Annotated in this window: 10 protein-coding genes and 1 pseudogene; 9 read left to right on the plus strand and 2 right to left on the minus strand. The window is 73.9% G+C overall.

Features of this window, described 5'->3' with window-relative positions; translation table 11 throughout:
• Positions 1–42: 42 nt before the first annotated feature.
• The 4 genes and pseudogenes from NYF13_RS13290 to NYF13_RS13305 all read left to right on the plus strand — a co-directional run.
• A pseudogene (locus NYF13_RS13290) lies at positions 43–10,455 on the plus strand (SDR family NAD(P)-dependent oxidoreductase); the annotation flags it as partial.
• Positions 10,456–10,603: 148 nt separating this feature from the next.
• Positions 10,604–11,530, plus strand: coding sequence for an ATP-binding cassette domain-containing protein (locus NYF13_RS13295; RefSeq protein WP_315656637.1), 927 nt, complete (start codon positions 10,604–10,606; stop codon positions 11,528–11,530).
• Positions 11,527–12,354, plus strand: a complete 828-nt coding sequence (locus NYF13_RS13300; protein WP_315656638.1) for an ABC transporter permease — start codon at positions 11,527–11,529, stop codon at positions 12,352–12,354. The genes NYF13_RS13295 and NYF13_RS13300 overlap by 4 nt, the downstream gene beginning before the upstream one ends.
• Before the next feature lie 155 nt (positions 12,355–12,509).
• Positions 12,510–13,112: a hypothetical protein gene (locus tag NYF13_RS13305; protein WP_315656639.1), complete on the plus strand. Its 603-nt coding sequence runs from the start codon at positions 12,510–12,512 to the stop codon at positions 13,110–13,112.
• A 72-nt stretch (positions 13,113–13,184) separates the two neighbouring features.
• Here NYF13_RS13305 and NYF13_RS13310 read toward each other — a convergent pair whose 3' ends face one another.
• Positions 13,185–13,946 (minus strand): AfsR/SARP family transcriptional regulator, encoded by a 762-nt coding sequence (locus NYF13_RS13310; RefSeq protein ID WP_315656640.1) that lies wholly within the window; start codon positions 13,944–13,946, stop codon positions 13,185–13,187.
• A gap of 284 nt (positions 13,947–14,230) precedes the next feature.
• Here NYF13_RS13310 and NYF13_RS13315 point away from each other — a divergent pair, with 284 nt between their 5' ends.
• The gene (locus NYF13_RS13315) at positions 14,231–14,860 is read left to right on the plus strand and encodes a ScbR family autoregulator-binding transcription factor (RefSeq protein WP_315656642.1); all 630 of its coding nucleotides are present in this window, start codon (positions 14,231–14,233) and stop codon (positions 14,858–14,860) included.
• A 10-nt stretch (positions 14,861–14,870) separates the two neighbouring features.
• Here NYF13_RS13315 and NYF13_RS13320 read toward each other — a convergent pair whose 3' ends face one another.
• The gene (locus tag NYF13_RS13320; protein WP_315656644.1) at positions 14,871–15,488 is read right to left on the minus strand and encodes a ScbR family autoregulator-binding transcription factor; all 618 of its coding nucleotides are present in this window, start codon (positions 15,486–15,488) and stop codon (positions 14,871–14,873) included.
• A gap of 285 nt (positions 15,489–15,773) precedes the next feature.
• On the opposite strand from NYF13_RS13320, the gene NYF13_RS13325 reads away from it, so the two are divergent.
• The 4 genes from NYF13_RS13325 to NYF13_RS13340 all read left to right on the plus strand — a co-directional run bounded on the left by NYF13_RS13325 (position 15,774) and on the right by NYF13_RS13340 (position 22,221).
• On the plus strand, positions 15,774–16,661 hold the full coding sequence (locus NYF13_RS13325) for a ScbA/BarX family gamma-butyrolactone biosynthesis protein (RefSeq protein WP_315656645.1): 888 nt from the start codon (positions 15,774–15,776) through the stop codon (positions 16,659–16,661).
• Complete coding sequence (locus tag NYF13_RS13330; protein ID WP_315656647.1) at positions 16,658–17,683, plus strand: NAD-dependent epimerase/dehydratase family protein; 1,026 nt, start codon at positions 16,658–16,660, stop codon at positions 17,681–17,683. Before NYF13_RS13325 ends, NYF13_RS13330 begins: the two co-directional genes overlap by 4 nt.
• A gap of 153 nt (positions 17,684–17,836) precedes the next feature.
• Positions 17,837–18,745, plus strand: coding sequence for a ribonuclease Z (locus NYF13_RS13335; protein WP_315656649.1), 909 nt, complete (start codon positions 17,837–17,839; stop codon positions 18,743–18,745).
• Positions 18,746–18,849: 104 nt separating this feature from the next.
• Positions 18,850–22,221: a TM0106 family RecB-like putative nuclease gene (locus NYF13_RS13340; protein ID WP_315657333.1), complete on the plus strand. Its 3,372-nt coding sequence runs from the start codon at positions 18,850–18,852 to the stop codon at positions 22,219–22,221.
• The last annotated feature ends 69 nt before the right edge of the window (positions 22,222–22,290 follow it).

Consider the following 22,290-nt stretch of genomic DNA (forward strand, 5'->3'; position numbering starts at 1 on the left):
CCGCAGCACCACCGGAGCGACAAGAGGGTTCCCGAGATGACTGACGAAAGCAAGCTGGTCGACTACCTGAAGCGGGTGACCGCGAACCTCCAGGAGACCCGCGAGCGGCTGCGCGCGGTCGAGGCGGCCGAGGCCGAGCCGATCGCGATCGTCGCGATGGGCTGCCGCTACCCCGGCGACGTGCGCTCGCCCGAGGACCTCTGGGAGCTGGTGGCCCAGGGCCGCGACGCCATCGGCGACTTCCCGGCCGATCGCGGCTGGAACCTGGACACGCTGTTCGACGCCGATCCGGACGCGCCCGGCACGAGTTACGTCAGCGAAGGCGGCTTCGTCCACGACGTGGGCGAGTTCGACGCGCCGTTCTTCGGCATCTCACCGCGCGAGGCGCTGGCCATGGACCCGCAGCAGCGGCTGGTGCTGGAGCTGGCCTGGGAGACCTTCGAACGCGGGGGGATCGCCCCGCATTCGCTGGCCAAGCAGCCGGTGGGCGTGTTCATCGGCAGCGGCGAGCAGGACTACTACGACGAGCTGCCGCCCTCGGTGCTCGCCGGTGAGGTCGAGGACTACCTGAGCACCGGCAACGCCGCTTCGGTCATCTCCGGCCGGATCGCCTACGCGCTGGGCCTGGAGGGCCCGGCCGTGACCATCGACTCGGCCTGCTCCTCCTCGCTGGTCGCGCTGCACCTGGCCGTGCAGTCGCTGCGGCAGCGGGACTGCTCGCTGGCGCTGGCCGGCGGGGTCATGGTGATGTCGCGTCCCGGCCCGTTCCTGGCCTTCAGCCGCCAGCGCGGGCTGGCCGCGGACGGCCGGTGCAAGGCCTTCTCCGACAGCGCCGACGGCACCGGCTGGGCCGAGGGCGCGGGCACCCTGCTGCTCGAACGCGTTTCCGACGCCCGCCGCAACGCCCACCCGGTCCTCGCGGTGATCCGCGGCTCCGCGGTGAACTCCGACGGTGCCTCCAACGGGCTGACCGCGCCGAACGGCCCCTCGCAGCAACGCGTGATCCGCCAGGCGCTGGCGAACGCGCAGCTCTCGGCGTCCGATGTGGACGCGGTCGAGGGCCACGGCACCGGCACCACCCTGGGCGACCCGATCGAGGCCCAGGCCGTGCTCGCGACCTACGGCCAGGACCGCCCGGGGGCCCCGCTGTGGCTGGGCTCGGTCAAGTCCAACCTCGGCCACGCCCAGGCCGCGGCCGGGGTCGGCGGCGTGATCAAGATGGTCATGGCCCTGCGCCACGGTCTGCTGCCCCGGACCCTGCACGTGACCGAGCCGTCCACCGAGATCGACTGGACCTCGGGCAACGTCGAACTGCTGCGGGAGCCGCGTCCGTGGGCCCCGGCCGGCCGGCCGCGACGGGCCGGTGTCTCCTCGTTCGGCGTGAGCGGGACCAACGCGCACGTGATCGTGGAGGAGGCGCCCGAGGCCGACGAGCCGGGATTCGGTGAGGCCGCCACGCAGGACTGGCCCGCGGACCTGCCGGTGCCGATGCCGGTCTCGGGTCACGGGGCCGCTGCGCTCCGGGCCCAGGCGGACCGGCTGAACGCCGCGATTTCGGAGCGGGAGCGCCCCTCCGGCGATCCGGCGGCGGTTCCCTCGACCCTGAACCTGGCCTTCTCCCTCGCCACCTCCCGCTCCCCGCTCTCGCACCGCGCGGTGGTGCTCGCCGAAGACCCGGAGGCCGCCATCGCCGCGCTCGCCGCCGGCCAGAGCGCACCGGGCCTGGTGACCGGCCCGCAGGTCGAAGGTCGGACCGCGTTCCTGTTCTCCGGTCAGGGCGCCCAGCGGCCCGGGATGGGGGCCGAGCTGGCCGAGGAGTTCCCGGTGTTCGCCGCGGCGCTGGACGAGGTCTGCGCCGAGCTCGACCCGCGGCTGGACCGTCCGCTCAAGACCGTGCTGGACCGGCCCGGGCTGATCGACCGGACCGGCTACACCCAGCCCGCGTTGTTCGCGTTCGAGGTGGCGCTGTTCCGGCTGCTCGAATCGTGGGGGATCAAGCCGGACTTCCTGCTGGGCCACTCGATCGGTGAGCTGGCCGCCGCGCACGTGGCCGGGGTGCTGTCGCTGGCCGACGCGTGCACCCTGGTCGCGGCGCGGGCGAAGCTGATGCAGGCACTGCCCGCCGGTGGTGGCGCGATGGTGGCGCTGCAGGCGAGCGAGGACGAGGTGCTGCCGCTGCTGACCGCCGAGGTCAGTGTCGCGGCGATCAACGGTCCCGAATCCGTGGTGCTCTCCGGCGCCGAAGCCGCCGTCGCCGCCGTGGTCGCGCAGTTCGACGGGCGCAAGTCCTCGAAGCTGAAGGTCTCGCACGCGTTCCACTCGCCGCTGATGGAGCCGATGCTGGCGGAGTTCCGCGCGGTGGCCGAGACCCTGACCTACACCCCGCCGGTGATCCCGGTGGTCTCCACCGTCGGCGCCGGTCTCGACCTGGCCACCCCGGGCTACTGGGTGGACCAGGTCCGCGCCGCCGTCCGGTTCCACGACGGCATCACCGCGCTGAGCGCCCACGGGGTCGGCCGGTTCGTCGAGATCGGCCCGGACGGGGTGCTCTCGGCCCTGGTGCGCCGGATCGCCGAGGGCGCCGCGGTGGTCCCGGTGCAGCGCAAGGGCCGCCCGGAGGCCCGCACCGCGCTGAGCGCGCTGGCCGAGCTGTTCGTCAGTGGACTGGTCCCCGACTGGGCCGCGGTCTTCGCCGGCCGGGGCGCGCGGCGGATCGACCTGCCGCCCTACGCCTTCCAGCGCAAGCGCTACTGGCTCGAAGCCCGGGTCGGCCGGGACGAGGTGGCCGCCGCGGGCCTGACCTCGGCCGGGCACCCGCTGCTCGGCGCCGCGGTCGCGCTCGCCGACACCGGCGGCGTGGTGCTCACCGGCCGGCTGTCGGTCGAGACGCACGCCTGGCTGGCCGAGCACCGGCTCGGCGGCGTGGTCACCGTGCCCGGCACCGCGTTCCTGGAGCTGGTGGTCCGCGCCGGCGACCAGGTCGGCGCCGGCCGGATCGAGGAGCTGACGCTGGGCAGCCCGCTGGTCGTCCCGGACCGGGGCGGGGTGCAGGTGCAGGTGCGCGTCGGCGCCGCCGGCGACGACGGCCTCCGGGCCGTGACCGTCCACTCGCGACTGGAGGACGAGGCCGGTGCGTGGACCTCACACGCCGCCGGCACCGTGGCCCCGCAGACCCATCGCGGCGGCCCCGCGCTGACCGAGTGGCCCCCGGCCGGGGCCGAGCCGGTCGCCATCGACGGCCTGTACGAGGACTTCGCCGACACCGGCCTCGGCTACGGCCCGCTGTTCCGCTCACTGCGGGCGGTGTGGCGCCGGGGCCGCGAGGTGTTCGCCGAGATCGCGCTGCCCGAGGACAGCGAGGCCGAGCGCTTCGGCCTGCACCCGGCCGCGCTCGACGCCTGCACCCACGCCCTGCGGGTCGCCGGTGGTGGCGACGGCGGCGTCGGGCTGGTCCCGTTCTGCTGGACCGGGTTCGAACTGCACGCCACCGGCGCGTCCGCGCTGCGGGTGCGGTTCGCGGCGAGCACCAGCGAGAGCTTCGAGATCACGCTGGCCGACGCCACCGGCGCGCCCGTCGCCACGGTCGCGGAGGCGGTGTTCCGCCCGTTCACCAAGCCGGTCGACGCCGGTCCGCCGCTGTATCACCTCCAGTGGCAGCGCGTGGTCGCACCCGAGACCACTGTGGACACTGCGAACGTCGAGATCTTCGACTGCACCGACGGAAACCCGCAGGACGCGCACGCACCGGCCCACCGCGTGCTCGCCCGGCTGCAGGACTGGCTGGCCACCGACCACGCCGACGACGCCCGCCTGGTGGTCCTCACCCGCGGCGCGGTCTCGGTGGGCGGCGCCGACGTGACCGATCTGGCCGCGTCCGCCGTCTGGGGCCTGGTGCGCTCGGCCCAGGAGGAGAACCCGGACGCGTTCCTGCTGCTGGACATCGACATCGACACGCCCCAGGAGACCGTCGCCGAAGCCGTCCTGCCGCCGGTGCTCGCCTCCGGGGAGACGCAGGCCGCGGTCCGCCTCGGGGTACTGCTCGCGCCCCGGCTGGTCCGCGCGGCGCCGGAGACCGAGCCCGCGTACTTCTGCCCGCACGGCACCGTGCTGGTCACCGGCGCGTCCGGCGCGCTGGGCGCCGAGCTCGCCTGGCACCTGGTCACCGAGCACGACGTGCGCCGCCTGCTGCTGCTGAGCCGCCGGGGCACGCCGGAGCTGACCCGGCTGGCCACCGAGATCGGTGAGCTGGGCGTGGCGGTCGAGGTCACGCAGTGCGACGTCGCGGACCGCGCCGCGCTCGCCGCGGTGCTGGCCGCGATCCCGGCGGAGCACCCGCTCACCGCGGTGGTCCACGCCGCCGGGGTGCTCGACGACGGGGTGATCACCGCGCTCACCCCCGAGCGCGTCGACGCGGTGCTGCGGCCCAAGGTCGATGGCGCGCTGAACCTGCACGAGCTGACCCGCGACACCGCGCTCTCGGCGTTCGTGCTGTTCTCCTCGGTCTCCGGGGTGCTCGGTGCGCCCGGCCAGGGCAGCTACGCCGCCGCGAACGCCTTCCTCGACGCCCTCGCCGCGCACCGCGTCGCCCACGGCCTGCCCGGGCTGTCCCTGGGCTGGGGGCTGTGGGGCGAGGTCGGCGGGATGGGCGGCACCCTCTCGGCCGAAGAGGTCACGCGCCTGGCGGCCGGCGGGATCGTCCCGTTGTCCACTGTGGAGGGACTGGCGCTGTTCGACCGGGCGCTGGTCGTCCGCCAGGCCACCGTGGTCCCGGTCAAGCTGGACCTGCCCGCGCTGCGCCGCCTCGACCGGATCCCGAAGACCCTGGACGGGCTGGCCGGCCGGGCCGGGCGGCGGATCGCCTCGAACGCCGCGGCGGCCGAAGACTCCTTCGCGGCCCGCCTGCTGGCCCGGCCCGAGGCCGACCGCGGTGACGCCGTGCTGGAGCTGGTGCGCGGCCACGCCGCCACCGTGCTCGGGTACAGCGGTGCGCACGAGATCGAGCCGTCGGCCCAGTTCCAGTCGCTCGGCTTCGACTCGCTCACCGCGATCGAGCTGCGCAACGGGCTCACCGCGGCCACCGGCCAGCGGCTGCCCGCGACGCTGATCTTCGACCACCCGACCCCGTCCGCGCTGGCCCGGCACCTGCTGGCCGAGCTGGCCGGCACCACCGCCGAGGGGGCCACCGCGCCCGTGCGGGCGGCCGGCGACGAGCCCATCGCCATCGTCGGCATGGCCTGCCGGCTGCCGGGCGGGATCACCTCGCCGGAGCAGCTGTGGGAGCTGGTCGCGGAGGGCCGCGAGGCCATCGGCGACTTCCCGGCCGACCGCGGCTGGGACGTCGACGGCCTGCTCGACCCGACCGGCCGCCGCCCCGGCACCACCTACGTGGCCCGCGGCGGGTTCGTCCACGACGCCGGCGACTTCGACGCGGGCTTCTTCGGCATCTCGCCCAAGGAAGCCCCGATGATCGACCCGCAGCAGCGGCTGCTGCTCGAATCGTGCTGGGAGGCCCTCGAACGCGCCGGGATCGACCCGGTCTCGCTCAAGGGCAGCCCGACCGGGGTGTACGCGGGGGTCCAGTACCACGACTACGTGGGCGCGAACAGCGCCGGCTCGATCGTCACCGGCCGGGTGTCCTACACCCTCGGGCTGGAGGGTCCCGCGGTCAGCGTGGACACCGCCTGCTCGTCTTCGCTGGTCGCCATGCACCTGGCCGCGCAGGCGCTGCGCGGCGGGGACTGCTCACTGGCGCTGGCCGGCGGCGTCACCGTGATGGCCACCCCGGAGACGTTCGTCGAGTTCAGCCGCCAGCAGGGCCTCGCGGCCGACGGGCGGTGCAAGGTGTTCTCCGAAGACGCCGACGGCACCACCTGGTCCGAAGGGGCCGGCGTGGTCGTGCTGGAGCGGCTGAGCGACGCCCGCCGCCTCGGTCACCCGGTGCTCGCGGTGCTCAAGGGCAGCGCGGTCAACCAGGACGGCACGTCCAACGGTCTCACCGCGCCCAACGGCCCGGCCCAGCAGCGCGTGATCCGCGCGGCGCTGGCCGACGCCGGGCTGGCCGCCTCCGAGGTGGACGCCGTCGAGGCCCACGGCACCGGCACCCGGCTGGGCGACCCGATCGAGGTCCAGGCGCTGCTGGCCACCTACGGCAAGGAGACCGCGGCGGACCGTCCGTTGTGGATCGGCTCGGTGAAGTCGAACATCGGCCACACCCAGGCCGCGGCCGGCGCGGCCGGGGTGATCAAGATGGTGATGGCCATGCGCCGGGGCGAATTGCCCGCGACGCTGAACGTCGGCCGTCCGTCGTCGGAGATCGACTGGTCCTCGGGCGCGGTCCGGGTGCTGGCCGAGCCGGTCAAGTGGCTGCCCAACGGGCACACCCGCCGGGCCGGCGTCTCGTCCTTCGGCGTGAGCGGCACCAACGCCCACGTGATCCTGGAGGAGGGCGACCGCCGCGAGGTCGTGGGCGGCGGGGGGCCCGAGCCCGACGGCCCGGTGGCCTGGCCGGTCTCCGGCCGCGGGGCCGCGGCCCTGCGGGCCCGGGCCGAGCAGCTGATGTCCTACGTGGATGAAGAGCCGGACGGCAGCCTCGCCGACATCGGCTTCTCGCTGGCCACCACCCGCAGTGCCTTCGACCGCCGCGCGGTGCTGATCGGCAGCCGCTCGCCGCAGTTCGTCCGCGGTCTCGCGGCGCTGGTGGACGAGGAGGAGGCGCGCGGCGTCGTCAGCGGTGTCGCCACCGCGAGCGGCCGCACCGCGTTCCTGTTCGCCGGCCAGGGTTCTCAGCGCGCCGGCATGGGCGCCCGGCTCGCGCAGCGGTTCCCGGTGTTCGTCGGCGCTTACGACGAGGCCTGCGCCGCGGTCGACCGCCACCTCGGCCGTCCGATCCGCGAGATCGTCGAAAGCGGCGAGGAGCTGGACGAGACGCGCTACACCCAGCCCGCGCTGTTCGCGCTGGAGGTCGCGCTGTTCCGCCTGGCCCGGTCCTGGGGCGTCAAGCCCGACCTGCTGGCCGGGCACTCGATCGGCGAGATCGCCGCGGCCCACTGCGCCGGGGTGTTCTCGCTGGCCGACGCGGCGAAGCTGGTCGTCGCCCGGGGTGCGCTGATGCAGGCGCTTCCCGCCGGGGGCGCGATGGTGGCGATCGAGGCGACCCCGGAGGCGGTGCTCGAAGCCGCGGGCGGCTCCGTGGACGTCGCCGCGGTCAACGGTCCGAGCGCCGTGGTGGTCTCGGGTGCGGCCGAGGCCGTGGCGGCGGTGGCCGCGAAGTTCGAACGCACCAGGCAACTGCGCGTCTCGCACGCGTTCCACTCGCGGCTGATGGAGCCGATGCTGGCGGAGTTCCGGTTCGTCGCCGAAGGGCTCACCTACGCCGAAGCGCGGATCCCGGTGCTCTCCACCGTCACCGGGGAGCCCGCCGACCTGTCGTCGCCGGAGTACTGGGTGCGGCAGGTGCGCGAGGGCGTCCGGTTCCTCGACGCGGTCACCCGCGCCGCGGCCGACGGCGTCACCCGCTTCCTGGAGCTGGGCCCGGACACCACCCTCACGGGCATGGCCGGCGGCTGCCTCGACGAGCGTCCCGAAGGACTGGTGTTCGCTTCGCTGCTGCACAAGGAGCAGGACGAGGCGGAGGCCGCGCTGACCGGTGTCGCGCAGCTGCACGTCAGCGGCGTCGACGTCGACTGGGCCGCGGTGTACGAGCCGACCGGCGCCCGGGCGGTCGGGCTGCCGACCTACCCGTTCCAGCGCAGCCGCTACTGGCTGGAGAGCACCGCGTCCGCGCCCGGTCAGGAGGACCACCCGCTGCTGGGCTCGGGGCTGGAGCTGGCCGAAGCCGACGGGCTGCTGTTCACCGGGCGGCTGTCGGCCGGCACGCACCCGTGGCTGGCCGACCACGTGGTCGGTGGCTCGATCCTGTTCCCCGGCACCGGGTTCGTGGAGATGGCGATCCGCGCCGGCGACGAGGCCGGCTGCCCGCGCCTGGCGGAGCTGACCCTGGAGTACCCGCTGGTCCTGCCCGAGCGCGGGGGCGTGCGGGTGCAGTTCGCGGTCGGCGCGGCCACGGCGGGCGGCGAGCGCACGTTCAGCGTGCACTCGCGGGCCGACGGTGCGGCCGAGGGCCTCCCGTGGACGCGGCACGCCACCGGGCGGCTGGCCAAGGCCGGGAAGGTGGAGGAGTTCGCTCTCACGGCCTGGCCGCCCGAGGGGGCGGAGCCGGTGCCGCTCGAAGGCACCTACGAGGAGCTGGCCGCCGGCGGTCTGGCGTACGGGCCCGCGTTCCGCGGTCTCACCGCCGCCTGGAAGCGTGGCGGCGAAGCGTTCGCCGAGATCCGGCTCCCGGCCGAAGTGTCCGATGTGGACCGTTATGGCATCCACCCGGCGGTGCTCGACGCGGCGCTGCACACCATCGGCGTCTCCGGCGCGGCCGGGGACGAACCGGCGCTGCCGTTCGCCTGGGAGGGGGTGCGGTTGCACGCGGTGGGGGCCAGTGCCCTGCGGGTGCACGTCCGGCCGGTCGGTACCGGGGCGGTGTCGCTGGACATCGCGGACGGCGCCGGCGTGCCGGTCGCTTCGGTGGAGTCGCTGCTGCTGCGGCCGATGTCCGCGGTCCCGCAGCCGGTCGCGGCGGGCGGCGACTCGCTGTTCCGCGTGGCCTGGGAGCCGGCCGAGCTCGACGCGGTCGCGGAGGTCACCCGCTGGACGGTGGTGGGCCCCGACCCGTTCGGCCTCACCGGCGCGCTGGACGCGAACGCTTCACCCACCTTCGCCGAGGCGAGCGGGCTTCTGGTGCTGCCCTCGGGCGGCGACGAGGTGCACGCCGAGCTGCACCGGGTGCTGGGGCTGCTGCAGGAGTTCGTGGCCCGGCCCGAAGGCTCGCTGCTCGTGGTGACCCGCGGGGCGGTGGCCACGCAGCCGGGGGACGACCCCGATCCGGTCGGCGCCGCGGTGGCCGGGCTGGTGCGTTCGGCGCAGGCCGAGCACCCGGGCCGGATCGCTTTGGTCGACCTCGGCGCGGGCACCCCGACCGGCCGCACGCTGGCCGCGGTCGCGGCCTCGGACGAGCCACAGGTGGCGCTGCGCTCCGGCGCGGTGCTCGTGCCGCGCCTGGCCCGGGCAGCCGACGCGGCGGGCGCCCCGGTCTGGGACCCCGAGGGCACGGTGCTGATCACCGGCGCCACCGGGGCCCTGGGCGGGGCGGTCGCCCGGCACCTGGTCACCGAGCACGGGGTGCGGCACCTGCTGCTCGCCGGCCGGCGCGGGGCCGCGGCCCCGGGCGCGGCGCGGCTGCGCGACGAACTGATCGGGCTGGGGGCCGAGGTCACCTTCGCCGCCTGCGACGTGGCCGACCGGGAAGCGGTCTCCGCCCTGCTGTCGGGCGTGGATCTGCGCGCGGTCGTCCACGCCGCCGGGGTGCTCGACGACGGCGTGCTGACCTCGCTGACCCCGGACCGGCTGGACACCGTGCTCCGGCCCAAGGCCGACGCGGCCCTCGTCCTGCACGAGCTGACCCGGGAGGCGAACCTCACGGCGTTCGTGCTGTTCTCCTCGGCCGCCGGGGTGCTCGGCGCGCCGGGCCAGGGCGGTTACGCCGCGGCGAACGCGTTCCTCGACGCGCTGGCGGCCCGCCGCCGGGCCGAAGGACTGGCCGGTACTTCCCTCGCTTGGGGCCTGTGGGCCGAGGGCATGGGCGAGGCGGTGCAGGAGGCCGACGCGCACCGCATCGGCGAAACCGGCATCACGGCACTGTCCACTGAGGATGGACTGCGGCTGCTGGACTCGGCGGCGGGCTCGGCCGAGGCCCTGCTGGTCCCGATCTCGCTCGACCCCCGGGTACTGGCGGCCACGGGCGGGGACGACCTCCCGGCCGTCCTGCGCGGACTGGCCGGGACCCCGGGCCGCCGCGCGGCCCAGGACGCGGCCGAGGACACCGAGACGCTCGCGCAGAAGCTGGCGGCGCTGCCCCGGAACAAGCGCGTACCGGCCGTGCTCACCCTGGTGCGGACGCACGCGGCCGCGCTGCTCGGGCACTCCGGTCCGGAGGCGGTGGAGCCGGACCGCTCGTTCAACGAGGTCGGGTTCGACTCCCTGTCGGCGACCGGGTTCCGCAACAAGCTCAGCCTGGTCACCGGGCTGAAGCTGCCGGTCAGCCTGATCTTCGACTACCCGACCCCGCGGATCCTGGCCGGGCACCTGGTCGGCGAGCTGGCCCCGGAACCGGTCGCCGAACCGGCCGCACCGGCGGAAACCCGGACCGAGCAAGGGGTTCGCGACCTCCTCGCGGGCCTTTCCCTGGAGCGGCTGCGTTCCGCCGGTCTGCTGGACGGGCTGCTGGAGCTGGCCGGAGCGGACCGGGCGGAGGAAGCCGGGACCACCCCGGTCGAGGCGGACACCATCGACGGCCTGGACACCGACGCGCTGATCAGCCTGGCCACCGGCGGGGGCGACGATGACTAGTCGACCCCTAGAACCGCTCGACCCGGCCATTATTGCCGCGCCCGCCCGCGGTGGGGTCCACTGGCCCGGACAGTTTCCGGGCTCCTTGCCGGTTTCCCCACGCGAGAAGTTCGTTTTCGAGATCGACCCGAACGAGGAGAGGTAACCGATGGTCACCGGCTATGCGATCGAAGCGCGGGGACTGCGCAAGTCCTTCGGGGACGTGGACGTCCTGGAGGGGGTCGACCTGAGCGTGGAGCGCGGCACGATGTTCGCGCTGCTCGGCCCCAACGGCGCCGGCAAGACCACCACGGTGCGGATCCTCAGCACCCTGCTGGACGCCGACGGCGGCACCGTGACCGTCAACGGCCACGACGTGGCCGGGCGCAAGCGCAAGGTGCGCGAGCAGATCGGCCTCACCGGCCAGGACACCGCCGTCGACGAACTGCTCACCGCCCGCGAGAACCTGGAGATGATGGCGCGGCTGTTCCACCTGCCCGGGGCGGCGGCGAAGCGCCGGGCGGTCGAGCTGCTCGCGCAGTTCGACCTGGTCGACGCGGCCGACCGGCCGGTCAAGACCTACTCCGGCGGGATGCGCCGCCGGCTGGACCTGGCGATCAGCCTGATCACCTCGCCGCCGGTGCTGTTCCTGGACGAGCCCACCACCGGCCTCGACCCGCGCAGCCGCTCGGCCATGTGGGACGCGATCCGCGAGCTGCTGGCCGGGGGCACCACGATCCTGCTCACCACGCAGTACCTCGACGAGGCCGACCAGCTGGCCGACCGGATCGCGGTGATCGACCGGGGCCGGGTGGTCGCCGAAGGCACCGCGGCCGAGCTCAAGCGCAAGGTCGGCACCGAACGGCTCAAGCTCGCGTTCGCCACGGAGGCCGAGGCCGCTCGGGCCCACACCGTGGTCGAGGGCGTGCTGCTGGACCGCACCGTCAGCGTCGCCATCGACGCACCGGCCGAGGTCCGCCGGGTGCTCAACCAGATCGCCGACGCCGGCCTCGAGACCACCGGCCTGGAGCTGTCCGAGCCGACCCTGGACGACGTCTTCACCACCCTTACCGGAACCGCGGGAGAGAAGCGATGACCCAGACCCTGTCCAGGGAGACCGAGGGGAAGCAGATCCCCGACGCTCCCACCCGATCCCCGATCGCGCTGGCGCTGTCCGACTGCCGGGTGCTGATCGGGCGCAACCTCAAGCACATCACCCGCAACCCGGAGATGCTGATCCAGGCGGTCTCGCTGCCGATCGTGCTGCTCCTGCTGTTCCGCTTCATGTTCGGCGGCGCGATCAACCTGCCCGGCATGGCCTACGTGGACTACCTGGTGCCGGGCCTGGTCGCGGTCAGCATCGGCTTCAACTCCACCACCACCGTGGTCGGCGTCGCCTCCGACCTGACCAACGGCCTGGTGGAGCGGTTCCGCTCGATGCCGATGGCCGGTCCGGCCGTGCTGGTCGGCCACGTGACCGCCGGGGTGCTGCGCAGCCTGCTCTCGCTGGTCGTGATGGTCGCGCTCGGCCTGGCCATCGGCTTCCGCCCGGGCGGCGGCGTGCTGGGCTGGCTCGGCGCGGTCGGCCTGCTGGTCCTGTTCGCCTCGGGCATCTTCTGGCTCGCGACGCTGCTGGGCTCGATCGCCAAGACGGTCGAAGGAGCGAGCGGTCTCGGCATGATCCTGGTCTTCGTCCCCTACGCCACCAGCGCGCTGGTCCCGACGGCGTCGATGCCGGGCGTGCTGCGCGTCGTCGTCGACAACCAGCCGGTGACGGTGCTGATCGACGCGGTCCGCGCGCTGATGAACGGCACCGCGGCCGGTTCCACGGGCTGGCTCGCGCTGGCCTGGTGGGCGGCCATCACCGCGCTCGCCGCCTTCTTCGCCGTGCGGAAGTTCCACCAGCGCTCCCACGGCTGATCGCCGTCCGCACCGCCGGGAGGGCGGCCCGCCACGCGCGGGCCGCCCTCCCTCCGTACCAGCCGGTCAAGGTCGACTTTAGGTCCTTGGCGCACGCTGGGTGACCGAAGGACTTCGTGAAGAGAAGACCCAGGTCCGTGAAGTGAGGTGGCGTGATGCCGACCCGCATCGACGAGAAGCCGGCCGACGGGCTCGACGCCTGGCTGGCCCCGCTGGCCGACGACCCCGCGGGCGCCGTGGCGTTCCTGGGCGAGGTCGTCGACCGCGTCGGCGGCCGCCGCGGCCGGGTGCTGGTCCTGGGCGGCGGCTCGGTCGCCGACGCGATGGCCGGGGAGGGCTACGCGGTCACCGCGGCCGGCCCCGACCGCCTCGCGCCCGGGGCCGCTGCCGAGAGCGGTCCGCGCTACGACGTCGTGTACGTCCCGGCTGACGCGCTCACCCGGTTTTCCGGGCAGCGCGGGCAACTCCGCCTGATCCGGCGCCTGAGCCGGCTGCTGCGGCCCGGGGGCGCGCTGGTGGTGCAGGGACCGCAGCCGGACCCGGAGCGCTGGGCCGCCGACGTCTGGGTGGCCGGTGTCGACCGCCTCCGCCAGACCGTGCTGCTCACCGGGGCGGAGGAGCCGGCGCGCTACGTCTGGCCGGCCGAGCTGGACCTGATGGCCGAGCTGGCCGAGCTTGCCCTCGACAGCCGCTGGGGGGGCTGGTACGGCGAGCCGGTCGAACCGGGCGGCCCGGTGGTGTCGGTGTTCCGCAGCTGACCCGGCCGGTCCACGACGAAACGGCCCCGCCCTCCGCCGGCAGCGGAGGGCGGGGCCGTTTTCGTGCCCGGGTCAGACCGCGTCCGACAGCTCGCCGACGAGGATGCTGTGGTGCAGCTTGCGCAGCGAGCTGCCGGGCTCGATGCCGAGCTGCTGCCCCAGGTTCTGCCGGGCGGAGGCGAAGGTCTCCAGCGCCTCGGCCCGCCGGTTCGACCGCAGCAGCGCGGTCATCAGGTACTCGTAGAAGGTCTCGCGCAGGGTGTGCTCCTTGGCCAGCGCGGATAGCTGCCCGACCACCTCCCGGTGCCGCCCGATCAGCAGCTCGGTCTCCATCAGCAGCTCCAGGCACTCCAGCCGGCTCTCTTCGAGCGTCGTGGCGTAGGCCTGGACGTCGGGGGAGTCGGTGAAGCCGCCGAAGGCCTCGCCCCGCCAGAGGTCGGCCGCCCGGCGCAGCACGGCGGCGGCCTGGCCGTAGCCGCGGTCCCAGTGCAGGGCGCGGCCTTCCTGGTACAGGCGGGTGAAGCGGTCGGCGTCCAGCTCGTCGATGCCGATGTGCAGCGAGTAGCCGCGCGGGCTGGTGACCACCGGGCTCTCGTCGGCCTCGCCGGTGCCGCGCAGCAGCTTCCGCAGCTGCGAGACGTAGACGTAGAGCGCCGCGCTGGCCCGGGCCGGCGGGTTCTCGCCCCAGATCTCGCCGATCAGGTGCTCGGTGGTCACCACCTGGTTGTTCTTGGCCAGCAGGACCGCCAGCAGCGTCTCGATCTTGCGGGCCCGGGGCGCGCTGACACCGGGACGGCCGCTGACTCTGATCTGCCCGAGAATTTCGTAGTTCATCATGAGTGCCTCCGGTGTTCGCGTCGGTGGGGGACCCGGCCGGCGGCGCCCCCAGCGCCCCCAACTCACCGGCCCGATGACTGGTCCCACCGTCGGAGGGTATCAAACCGGGAGGTCGGTTTTCAATACAAAACCGGGAGGTCGGTCTGTTTAACCGGGAACGGCGCCGATCGGCTGGTCGGGGGGTCTATCCGCCGATCTTCCCCTTGTAAACCGGGCGGTTGGTATGTAATCCTGGGTGAACCGGCCGGTAGGGGTGCGCCCCGAACGGCCGGCTCGAAGAGATGAGGACGACGGTGGCGAAGCAGGCGCGTGCGGAGCAGACCCGGCTCCTGTTGCTGGACGCCGCGGCCGTGCTGCTGCACCGGGACGGCTACGCCGCCACCAGCATGGTGGACATCTCGCGCGAGGCCGGCGTCACCAAGGGCGGCCTGTACTTCCACTTCTCCTCCAAGGACGAGGTCTGCGACGAGGTGCAGGAAGCCGCCGTGGCCGTGCTGCGCGACTACGTCGACCAGCGGTCCGCCTCGATGCCCGCGCTGCACCGGCTCGCCGGGCTGGGCCGGGAGCTGATGGGCTGGCTCGAGCACGATCCGACCGTCGGTGCCAGTTTCCGCCTGGCCCGGGAGATGGGCTCGAAGGACGAGCGGTTCGCGGCCTTCTCGCGGGCCTGGTTCGCGCAGGTCCGCCGGTACCTGGCCGACGCGCGGGCGGCCGGCGAGCTCACCGCGGACGTCCCGCTCGACACCACCGCCCTGCTGGTGCTGGTGACCTGCGTGGGCCTGGAGTCGGTGGTCGCCGGCGGCACGATCGGCGCGGAGGTCGACCTGGGCCGCACCCTGGGCGAGCTGTGGCGCCTGATCGACCCGGGACGGCTCGCCCCGGCTTCGCCGGTCCGCGGCCGGACCGGCTGAAAACCCCGCCTCAGGCGGCGGAACCGCCCGTGGGGACGAACTTGTGCAGCCGCCGCGGCGGCACGATGGCCGGGAGCAGCGTGCTCCACATGAAGGCGACGCGCTCGGGCAGGTCGGCCCGGCCGGTCAGCACCTCGGAGCTGAGCTGGATCCCGGTGAACGAGGCCACCAGCAGCTGGGCCAGGTCGTGCGCGTTGAGCTCCTTGCGCAGGTCGCCGGTGGACTGGGCGGCGAGCAGGCAGCCGTGCGCCATGTCGATCCACTGCTTGTAGGCGCTGCTGGCCGGGGTGACGAACGAGCCCTGCTCGATCACGAGCCGGATGCTGGCCCGCACGCGCACGTCCGACTGCAGCCCGGCCGCCATGTCGCGGGACCAGTCGATCACCGTCTGCAGCCCGGGGGACTGCAGGGCCGACGACGGGTCCAGCACGGAGAACTGCTCCTGCACCAGCGCGTCGGCCAAGTCCTCTTTGGACTTGAAGTGGAAGTACAGCGCCCCCTTGGTCACCCCGGCCTCGGCCAGGATGTCCGACAGGCTCGCGCCGAGGAAGCCGACCGCGTCGAACCTCGAGGCCGCGGCTTCGAGGATGGCCTTGCGCGTCTGCTCCGCACGTTCCTGGCGAGCCACGTCGCGCTCCCCCCGTTCTCCGAGTGGCCGGGTCCGGGCCGGGATGCCCCGTCCTCCGGCGTCGACGGCCCAGTCTACGTCGCCGGGCGGTGAAGAGCCAGAGAAAAAAACCGGTAGGTAGGTATGGTTTTGCGCGGCCGATTCCGCTAGAAATTGAGAGGGGGAACTGGGGATTACTGGGGAAAGCTTTCTGGGAGGACCGACATGGTCGGCACATTGATCAATCCTGCGCTCCGGTCGTGCACCGGAATCGGCACCGAAACCGACAAGCCGCTGAAGTGGTCGGTGGATTTCCAACAGACGATCCCGCGGAGCCTGGTGCACCGCGCGGCCGTCTCGGAGGTGTTCGTCACCGATCTCAACATCCTCGGGGAGGACCGCTTCGAGGTCGGCGCCCAGTGGCCGGGCCGGCACAGCTTCTTCGGCCCGTGCACACCGACTGCGCACGATCCGATGCTCTTCGCGGAGACCTGCCGGCAGGCCGGGCTGCTGATCGCCCACCGCTCGTACGGGGTCCCGTTCGGGCACAGCTTCCTGTCCGACCGCAAGACCTACGCGCTCGACCCGGCCGGGCTGGGCACGACCGGCCGCCCGGTGGACGTGGTCCTGGAGGTCGGCGCGCACGACGTGAAGTACCGCGGCGGCAGCGGCGGCATGCGGCTCGACTTCGACTGCTACCGGGGCGGCCGGCTGGTCGGGACCGGGTCGGAGAGCGGGCGCTGGATCTCCTCGGCCGTCTACCGCCGGGTGCGGGGCGAGCACTTCGCCGCGACGCCGTTCCAGGCCGCCGTGCGGCCGACCGTCGCCCCGGCGCTGGTCGGCCGCGACCGGTCCGGCGACGTGCTGCTGGCCCGGACCGCGGAACCGGGGGTCTGCGCCCTGCAGTTCGACCCGGACCACCCGGTGCTGTTCGACCACGCGGTGGACCACGTGCCGGGCATGGTGCTGCTCGAGGCCGCGCGGCAGGCGTGTCTGCTCGAATGCGGTGACCCGCACGCGCTGCCGCTGCGCGCGGAGATCGACTTCGCGGCGTACGTGGAGTTCGACGCCGATTGCCTGATCCGGGTCGAAGCGGGCGAGGTGGCCTCGGACGGCGCGCGGGCGATGCGCGTGCGGTTCCGGCAGAACGGCACCGAGAGCGCCGTCGCGACCCTCGGGATGCGCTGGTCATGACGACCGGGCTGGGGGCGGTCGGACCGACGGACATCCTGGTCACGGGCGCGAGCGGGTTCATCGGCGCGGCCGTGGTGCGCGAGCTGGTCCGGCGCGGGGCCGGGCCGCGGCTGCGCGTGCTCGCCCGGCGCCCGGCCCCGGCGTGGATGACCGAGGCGGGCGTGGCCGAGTGGCGCGGCGACCTCACCGACGCGGCCGGTCTCGCCGGGGCCTGCTCCGGGATCAGCACCGTGGTCCACCTGGCCTCGCACATCGGCGGGGACGCGCGGCAGGGCACCGCCGTCAACGAGGACGGCACCCGCGATCTGCTGGCCGAGGCCCGTCGGGCCGGGGTGCGGCACTCGCTGTACCTGAGCACGTGCGCGGTGTACCGCGACGGTGACCACCGGGGCGCCGCCGAGTCCGTGCGGCGGCCCGGGGACGCCGGTCCGGGCCGATCGGCGCTGGTCACGGACCCGGCTTCGGCCACCAGCCGAAGCCGGCTGGCCGCCGAGCGGCTGGTCCGGGCCGCGGGCGGGGTCGTGCTGCGCCCGCACCTGGTCTACGGCGCGGGCGACCGGCACGTGGTCCCCACGCTGGTGCGGTGGCTGCGCGCGGTGCCGGCGTGGGCCGACGGCGGGCTGGCGCGCACGTCGGTGGTCGCGGTCGAAGACCTGGCCCGGGTCTTCGCGGCGTTCGCGCTGGACCCGGGGCGGGGCCGGCCGGGCGAGGTGTTCCACCTGGCCGATCCGCGCCCGGTGCGGATGCGCACCCTGGTCACGGCGGTCTGCGAGGGCCTCGGCCTGCCGATTCCCACGGCGGACCTGCGGCTCGGCGAGCACCGGGCCCGCACCCGCGCCGCGCTGGCGTGGCTGAGCGAGCACCAGTACTCCCTGCTCACGCGGGACCACTGGTACGAGAGCAGCCGCGTCTGGGCGCGCACCGGCGAGCCCGTCGGCCCGGGACTGGCGGCCCGGATGGCCGAAGCCGCGCCCGCGTATCGGGAAGCACTCGGTATTCAGGAAGTTTTCGCGCGGATTTAACAAAAATAGCCGGGTACTCGCTATAGCTATCCGTTCGCAATCGTCTCGCCGTGATGATCGGGAAAGCCGCCCGGAATGTGGTCCGGGCGGCTTTCCCGGTCTCGAAGATCAGTTCGCTGGCGGTCCCGGGCGGGTCCGGGGAAGAATGCCGGGATGTCACGGCGCGAGCTCGTGGTGCTCGGGTCGGCCAGCCAGGCGCCGACCCGGCACCGCAACCACAACGGCTACCTCCTGCGGTTCGACGCCGAGGGGGTGCTCTTCGACCCCGGCGAGGGCACCCAGCGGCAGATGACCCACGCCGGGGTGTCGGCGAACTCGCTGACCCGGGTCTGCGTCACCCACTTCCACGGGGACCACAGCCTCGGCCTGGCCGGGGTGGTCCAGCGGCTCTCGATGGACGCCGTGGCGCACCCGGTGCGCTGCCACTACCCGGCGTCGGGCCAGGAGTACTTCGACCGGCTGCGGTACTCGACGTCGTTCCACGAGACCGCGGAGCTGACCGAACTGCCGGTCACCGGCGACGGCCCGCTCGACGGAGCGCTCTCGGCGTACGCCCTCGACCACCGCATCGACTGCTACGGCTACCGCTTCACCGAGCCCGACGGCGTCCGCATGCGCCCCGAAGCGCTGGCCGCGGCCGGGGTGCGCGGCCCGGACGTCGCCCGGCTCCAGCGCGAGGGCGCACTCACGGTGGACGGGCGCACGGTCTCGCTCGCCGAGGTCAGCGACCCGCGGCCGGGCCAGGTCTTCGCGTTCGTCATGGACACCCGGCTCTGCCCCGGCGCCTACGCCTGCGCCCGTGACGCGGACCTGCTGGTCGCCGAGTCCACCTTCCGCGCGGCCGACGTGGAGCTGGCCGAGCGCTACGGCCACCTCACCGCGGCCGACGCCGGCCGGCTGGCCTCGGAGTCCGGTGTCCGCAAGCTGGTGCTGACGCACTTCTCGCAGCGCTACCCGTACGAGGAGGCCGACCGCTTCGGCGAGGAGGCGGCGCAGTTCTTCGACGGCGAGATCCACGTGGCCCGCGACTTCGACGTGGTGGCGATGCCCCCGCGCCGCTGAACCGGGCCGCTTGAGCCGGGTCGCTTGATCTGGGCCGCCGAGCTTCGGCGTGTCGGCCTCCTGGTGATCCGGCCCCGAGGACGGCCGTGTCAGACTTCGCGGCGATGTACACGCCCTCCGATCTCGCCGACCTGCTCGAATGCGAGCACCGGAGCGTGCTCACCCAGGCCCTGGCGGCCGGGCTGCCCGGGGCGCCGCGGCCCGGTTCGGGGCCGGACCGGCTGGCCGTCAAGCACGGCCGCGCGCACGAGGCGGCCACGCTCGGCCGGCTGCGCGGCGAGCGGACCCAGGTCGTCGAGATCGAGGAACGTGACCCGGTGGTGGCGGCGAAGGCCACCGCGGAGGCGTTGCGAGCCGGGGTGCCCGTGGTCTACCAGGCGGTCTTCCACGACGAGGAGTTCACCGGCCGCGCCGACTTCCTGCTGCGCGACGAGGAAGGCCGCTACGAGGTCTACGACACCAAGCTCGCCCGTCACGCGAAGCCGGCCGCGGTCGTGCAGTTGGCCGCGTATGCCGATGCCCTGCGACGCGGCGGCTGGCCGTCCGGTCCGGACATGCACCTCCTCCTCGGCGACGGCACCACGCGCACCCTTCGCGTCGACGACTTCCTTCCGCTCCTCGATCGGCTTCGCTCGCGTCTGCGCTCTCGTCCTCCGAAGCTGCCCGAGAAGCTGTGGGCCGACGAACGCCCCGCGTGCAGCACCTGCGGTTACGCCGAGCACTGCGCTTCAGCGCGCGAAGCCGACCGCGACCTGTCGCTGGTGGCCGGTATGCGTAGCGAGCAGCGCCGCAAGCTGGCGACGGCCGGGCTCGGCACGATCGATTCGCTGGCCGCCGCCGAACCGGAGGACCGGCCGCGTGACATGTCCGTCACCACCTTCGCCACGCTGCGCGCCCAGGCGGCGATCCAGGTGCGCCAGGACGAAACCGGCGAACTCGCCTACGAGGTGATCGGCTCGGACGCGCTCGCCGAGCTGCCGGCTCCGAGCCCGGGCGACATCTTCTTCGACATGGAGGGCGACCCGTACGCGCTGGCGGGCAGCGGGCTGGAGTACCTCTTCGGCGCTGTCACCACCGACGAGGGCGGGCAGCGCTTCACGCCGTTCTGGGCGCACTCGCGCGCCCAGGAGAAGCGGGCGTTCGAAGACTTCGTGGACTTCGCGACGGCGCGGCTGGCGGAGTACCCCGAAGCACACGTCTACCACTACGCGCCGTATGAGGTGACGGCCGTGAAGCGGCTCGCGGCGGTGCACGGCACCCGCGAGGAGGCCGTGGACGAGCTGGTGCGCAGTGGCGCGATGGTGGACCTGTACGCCGTGGTGCGCAAGGCTTTGCGGGTCGGGCAGCGGTCGTACTCCATCAAGTACCTGGAGCCGTTGTACATGCCCGCCGCGCGCGAAGGCGACGTGAAGACGGCCGTGTCCAGCATCGAAGCGTACGAGGAGTACCTCACGCTCTCGCACGCCGGCGAGACCGAGCGCGCCGAAGAGGTGCTGCACGGCATCGGCGACTACAACGAGTACGACTGCGTCTCCACCCTGCGGCTGCGGGAGTTCCTGCACCAGGTCCGCGAAGAGGCGGGCATCGAACCGGTCGCGCCCCCAATCGAGTCCGAAGAGGACGTTCTACTTCGGACGTCCGAAGAGGATGTCGCTGCTCAGCGCCGGGCCGAGCGCGCGGCCGCGATGGCGGCGCTGGTCGACCCGCTGGTCGAAGGGCTGCCCGACGATCCGGCCGAGTTCACGCCGGACGACCACGCCCGCGCGCTGCTCGCCGCGTCCGTCGGCTACCACCGGCGTGAGACCAACCCGGCGTGGTGGGAGTTCTTCCGCCAGCTCGCGGCGCCGCTGGGCGACCTCGAGGTGGACACCACCTGTGCGGTGCCGGTTTCGATGAGCGTCGGCGAGTGGGTGCCGCCGACCGGCCGCCTGCGCACGGCGAAGCGGACGCTGGTGCTCGCGTGCGACCCGGACCGGCCGCACCCGTTCGCGCCGGGCGACGACGTGCGGCTGCGGTACGGCGCGGCGGCCAGGGACGCGAAGGTGGTCGCCGCCTCGGCGGTCGAGCTGATCTTGGAGGAGAGCAGCGCGCCGGACGCGACGTCGCCGGGCCGGCCCGCGGCGGTGCTCCCGGGCAGCCCGGTGCGCCCGTCGCCGAAGGACGAGGCGGTGGCCGAGCTGGCGCGGCTGGTCGTGGACGCGCTGCCGGTGCTGCCCGCGCACCCGGGCCTCGACCTGCTGCGACGCTCTTCGCCCAGGCTGCGTGGCGGCGCTTCGCTGCCCGAGCCGGGCGAGGACCTGGTCGCGACCGTGATCGAGGCCGTCGACGCGCTCGACGGTTCGGTGCTCGCGGTGCAGGGTCCGCCGGGCGCGGGCAAGACCTACCTGGCGGGCCGGCTGATCGCGCACCTGGTGCGGGCGGGCCGGACCGTGGGCGTGACCTCGACCAGCCACAAGGCCGTGGAGAACGTGCTGGCGGCCGCGCTGGGCAACGCCGGCCTGCCCGCCGCGAAACGCGCGAAGCGCACACCGGACCCGAAGCTGCCGTGGGAGCAGCCGAAGTCCAATCCGGCGTTGGTGAAGTGGCGCGAAGAGCACGACAACGGCCACCTCGTGGGCGGCACGGCGTGGACCTTCGCGAACGCCGCGGTGCGCGAGGAGCCGTTCGACGTGCTGGTGATCGACGAGGCGGGACAGTTCGCGCTCGCGGACGCGCTGGCCGTGTCGACGTGCGCGAAGAACGTGGTTCTGCTGGGTGATCCGCAGCAGTTGCCGCAGGTCGTGCAGGGCACCCACCCGGCCGGGGCCGAGGCGTCGGCGCTCGGGCACCTGATCGGCGAGGCGGACATCATGCCGCCGCACCTGGGCTACTTCCTCGACCAGACGCGCCGCATGCACCCGGCCGTGTGCGAACCGGTCTCGCGGCTTTCGTACGCGGGGCTGCTGCACTCCCACCCGTCGGCTTCGCGCTCGGTGGAGGGCTTCGCCTCGGGCTTGTACCTGGCGTCGGTCGACCACCACGGCAACACCACCCGTTCGGTCGAGGAGGCCGCCGAGGTGGTGGCGGTCGTGGCCTCGCTGCACGGCCGGACCTGGCAGGGCCGCGCGCTGACGGACGCGGACTTCCTCGTGGTGGCCCCGTACAACCTCCAGGCCCGCGTGGTCACCAGGCACCTGTCGGATGCGGGCTTCGGCGACGTGCGGGTGGGCACCGTGGACCGGTTCCAGGGCCAGGAGGCCCCGGTGGTGATCACCACCATGACCTCCTCCTCCGCGGTCGACCTCCCGCGGGGCCTGGACTTCCTGCTCTCCCGCAACCGCCTGAACGTCGCCCTCTCCCGCGCCCAGTCGGTCGCGGTCCTGGTCTGCTCCCCGCGCCTGCTGGAGGCGGCCATCCGCACGGTCGAGCAGATGCGGCTGGTCTCGGGCATGCTGGGACTGCTGCAGACGGCCACCCCTTGGAGCGGAGCCGGCTGAGGCCCCACCGGGAGGAGGCGAGGTCCCTGGACGGGCAGTCCCCCCGCGCGTCGGACGAATCGGCGCTGG

It is taken from the genome of Amycolatopsis sp. PS_44_ISF1, assembly GCF_032335455.1.
Classification (GTDB): domain Bacteria; phylum Actinomycetota; class Actinomycetes; order Mycobacteriales; family Pseudonocardiaceae; genus Amycolatopsis.

Excerpts from the sequence above, each read along its gene's own strand:
- NYF13_RS13305 (WP_315656639.1), top strand. The coding sequence starts at position 12,510 with ATGCCGACCCGCATCGACGAGAAGCCGGCCGACGGGCTCGACGCCTGG.
- NYF13_RS13300 (WP_315656638.1), top strand. The coding sequence starts at position 11,527 with ATGACCCAGACCCTGTCCAGGGAGACCGAGGGGAAGCAGATCCCCGAC.
- NYF13_RS13335 (WP_315656649.1), top strand. The coding sequence starts at position 17,837 with ATGTCACGGCGCGAGCTCGTGGTGCTCGGGTCGGCCAGCCAGGCGCCG.
- NYF13_RS13295 (WP_315656637.1), top strand. The coding sequence starts at position 10,604 with ATGGTCACCGGCTATGCGATCGAAGCGCGGGGACTGCGCAAGTCCTTC.
- NYF13_RS13340 (WP_315657333.1), top strand. The coding sequence starts at position 18,850 with ATGTACACGCCCTCCGATCTCGCCGACCTGCTCGAATGCGAGCACCGG.
- NYF13_RS13315 (WP_315656642.1), top strand. The coding sequence starts at position 14,231 with ATGAGGACGACGGTGGCGAAGCAGGCGCGTGCGGAGCAGACCCGGCTC.
- NYF13_RS13330 (WP_315656647.1), top strand. The coding sequence starts at position 16,658 with ATGACGACCGGGCTGGGGGCGGTCGGACCGACGGACATCCTGGTCACG.
- NYF13_RS13310 (WP_315656640.1), bottom strand. The coding sequence starts at position 13,946 with ATGAACTACGAAATTCTCGGGCAGATCAGAGTCAGCGGCCGTCCCGGT.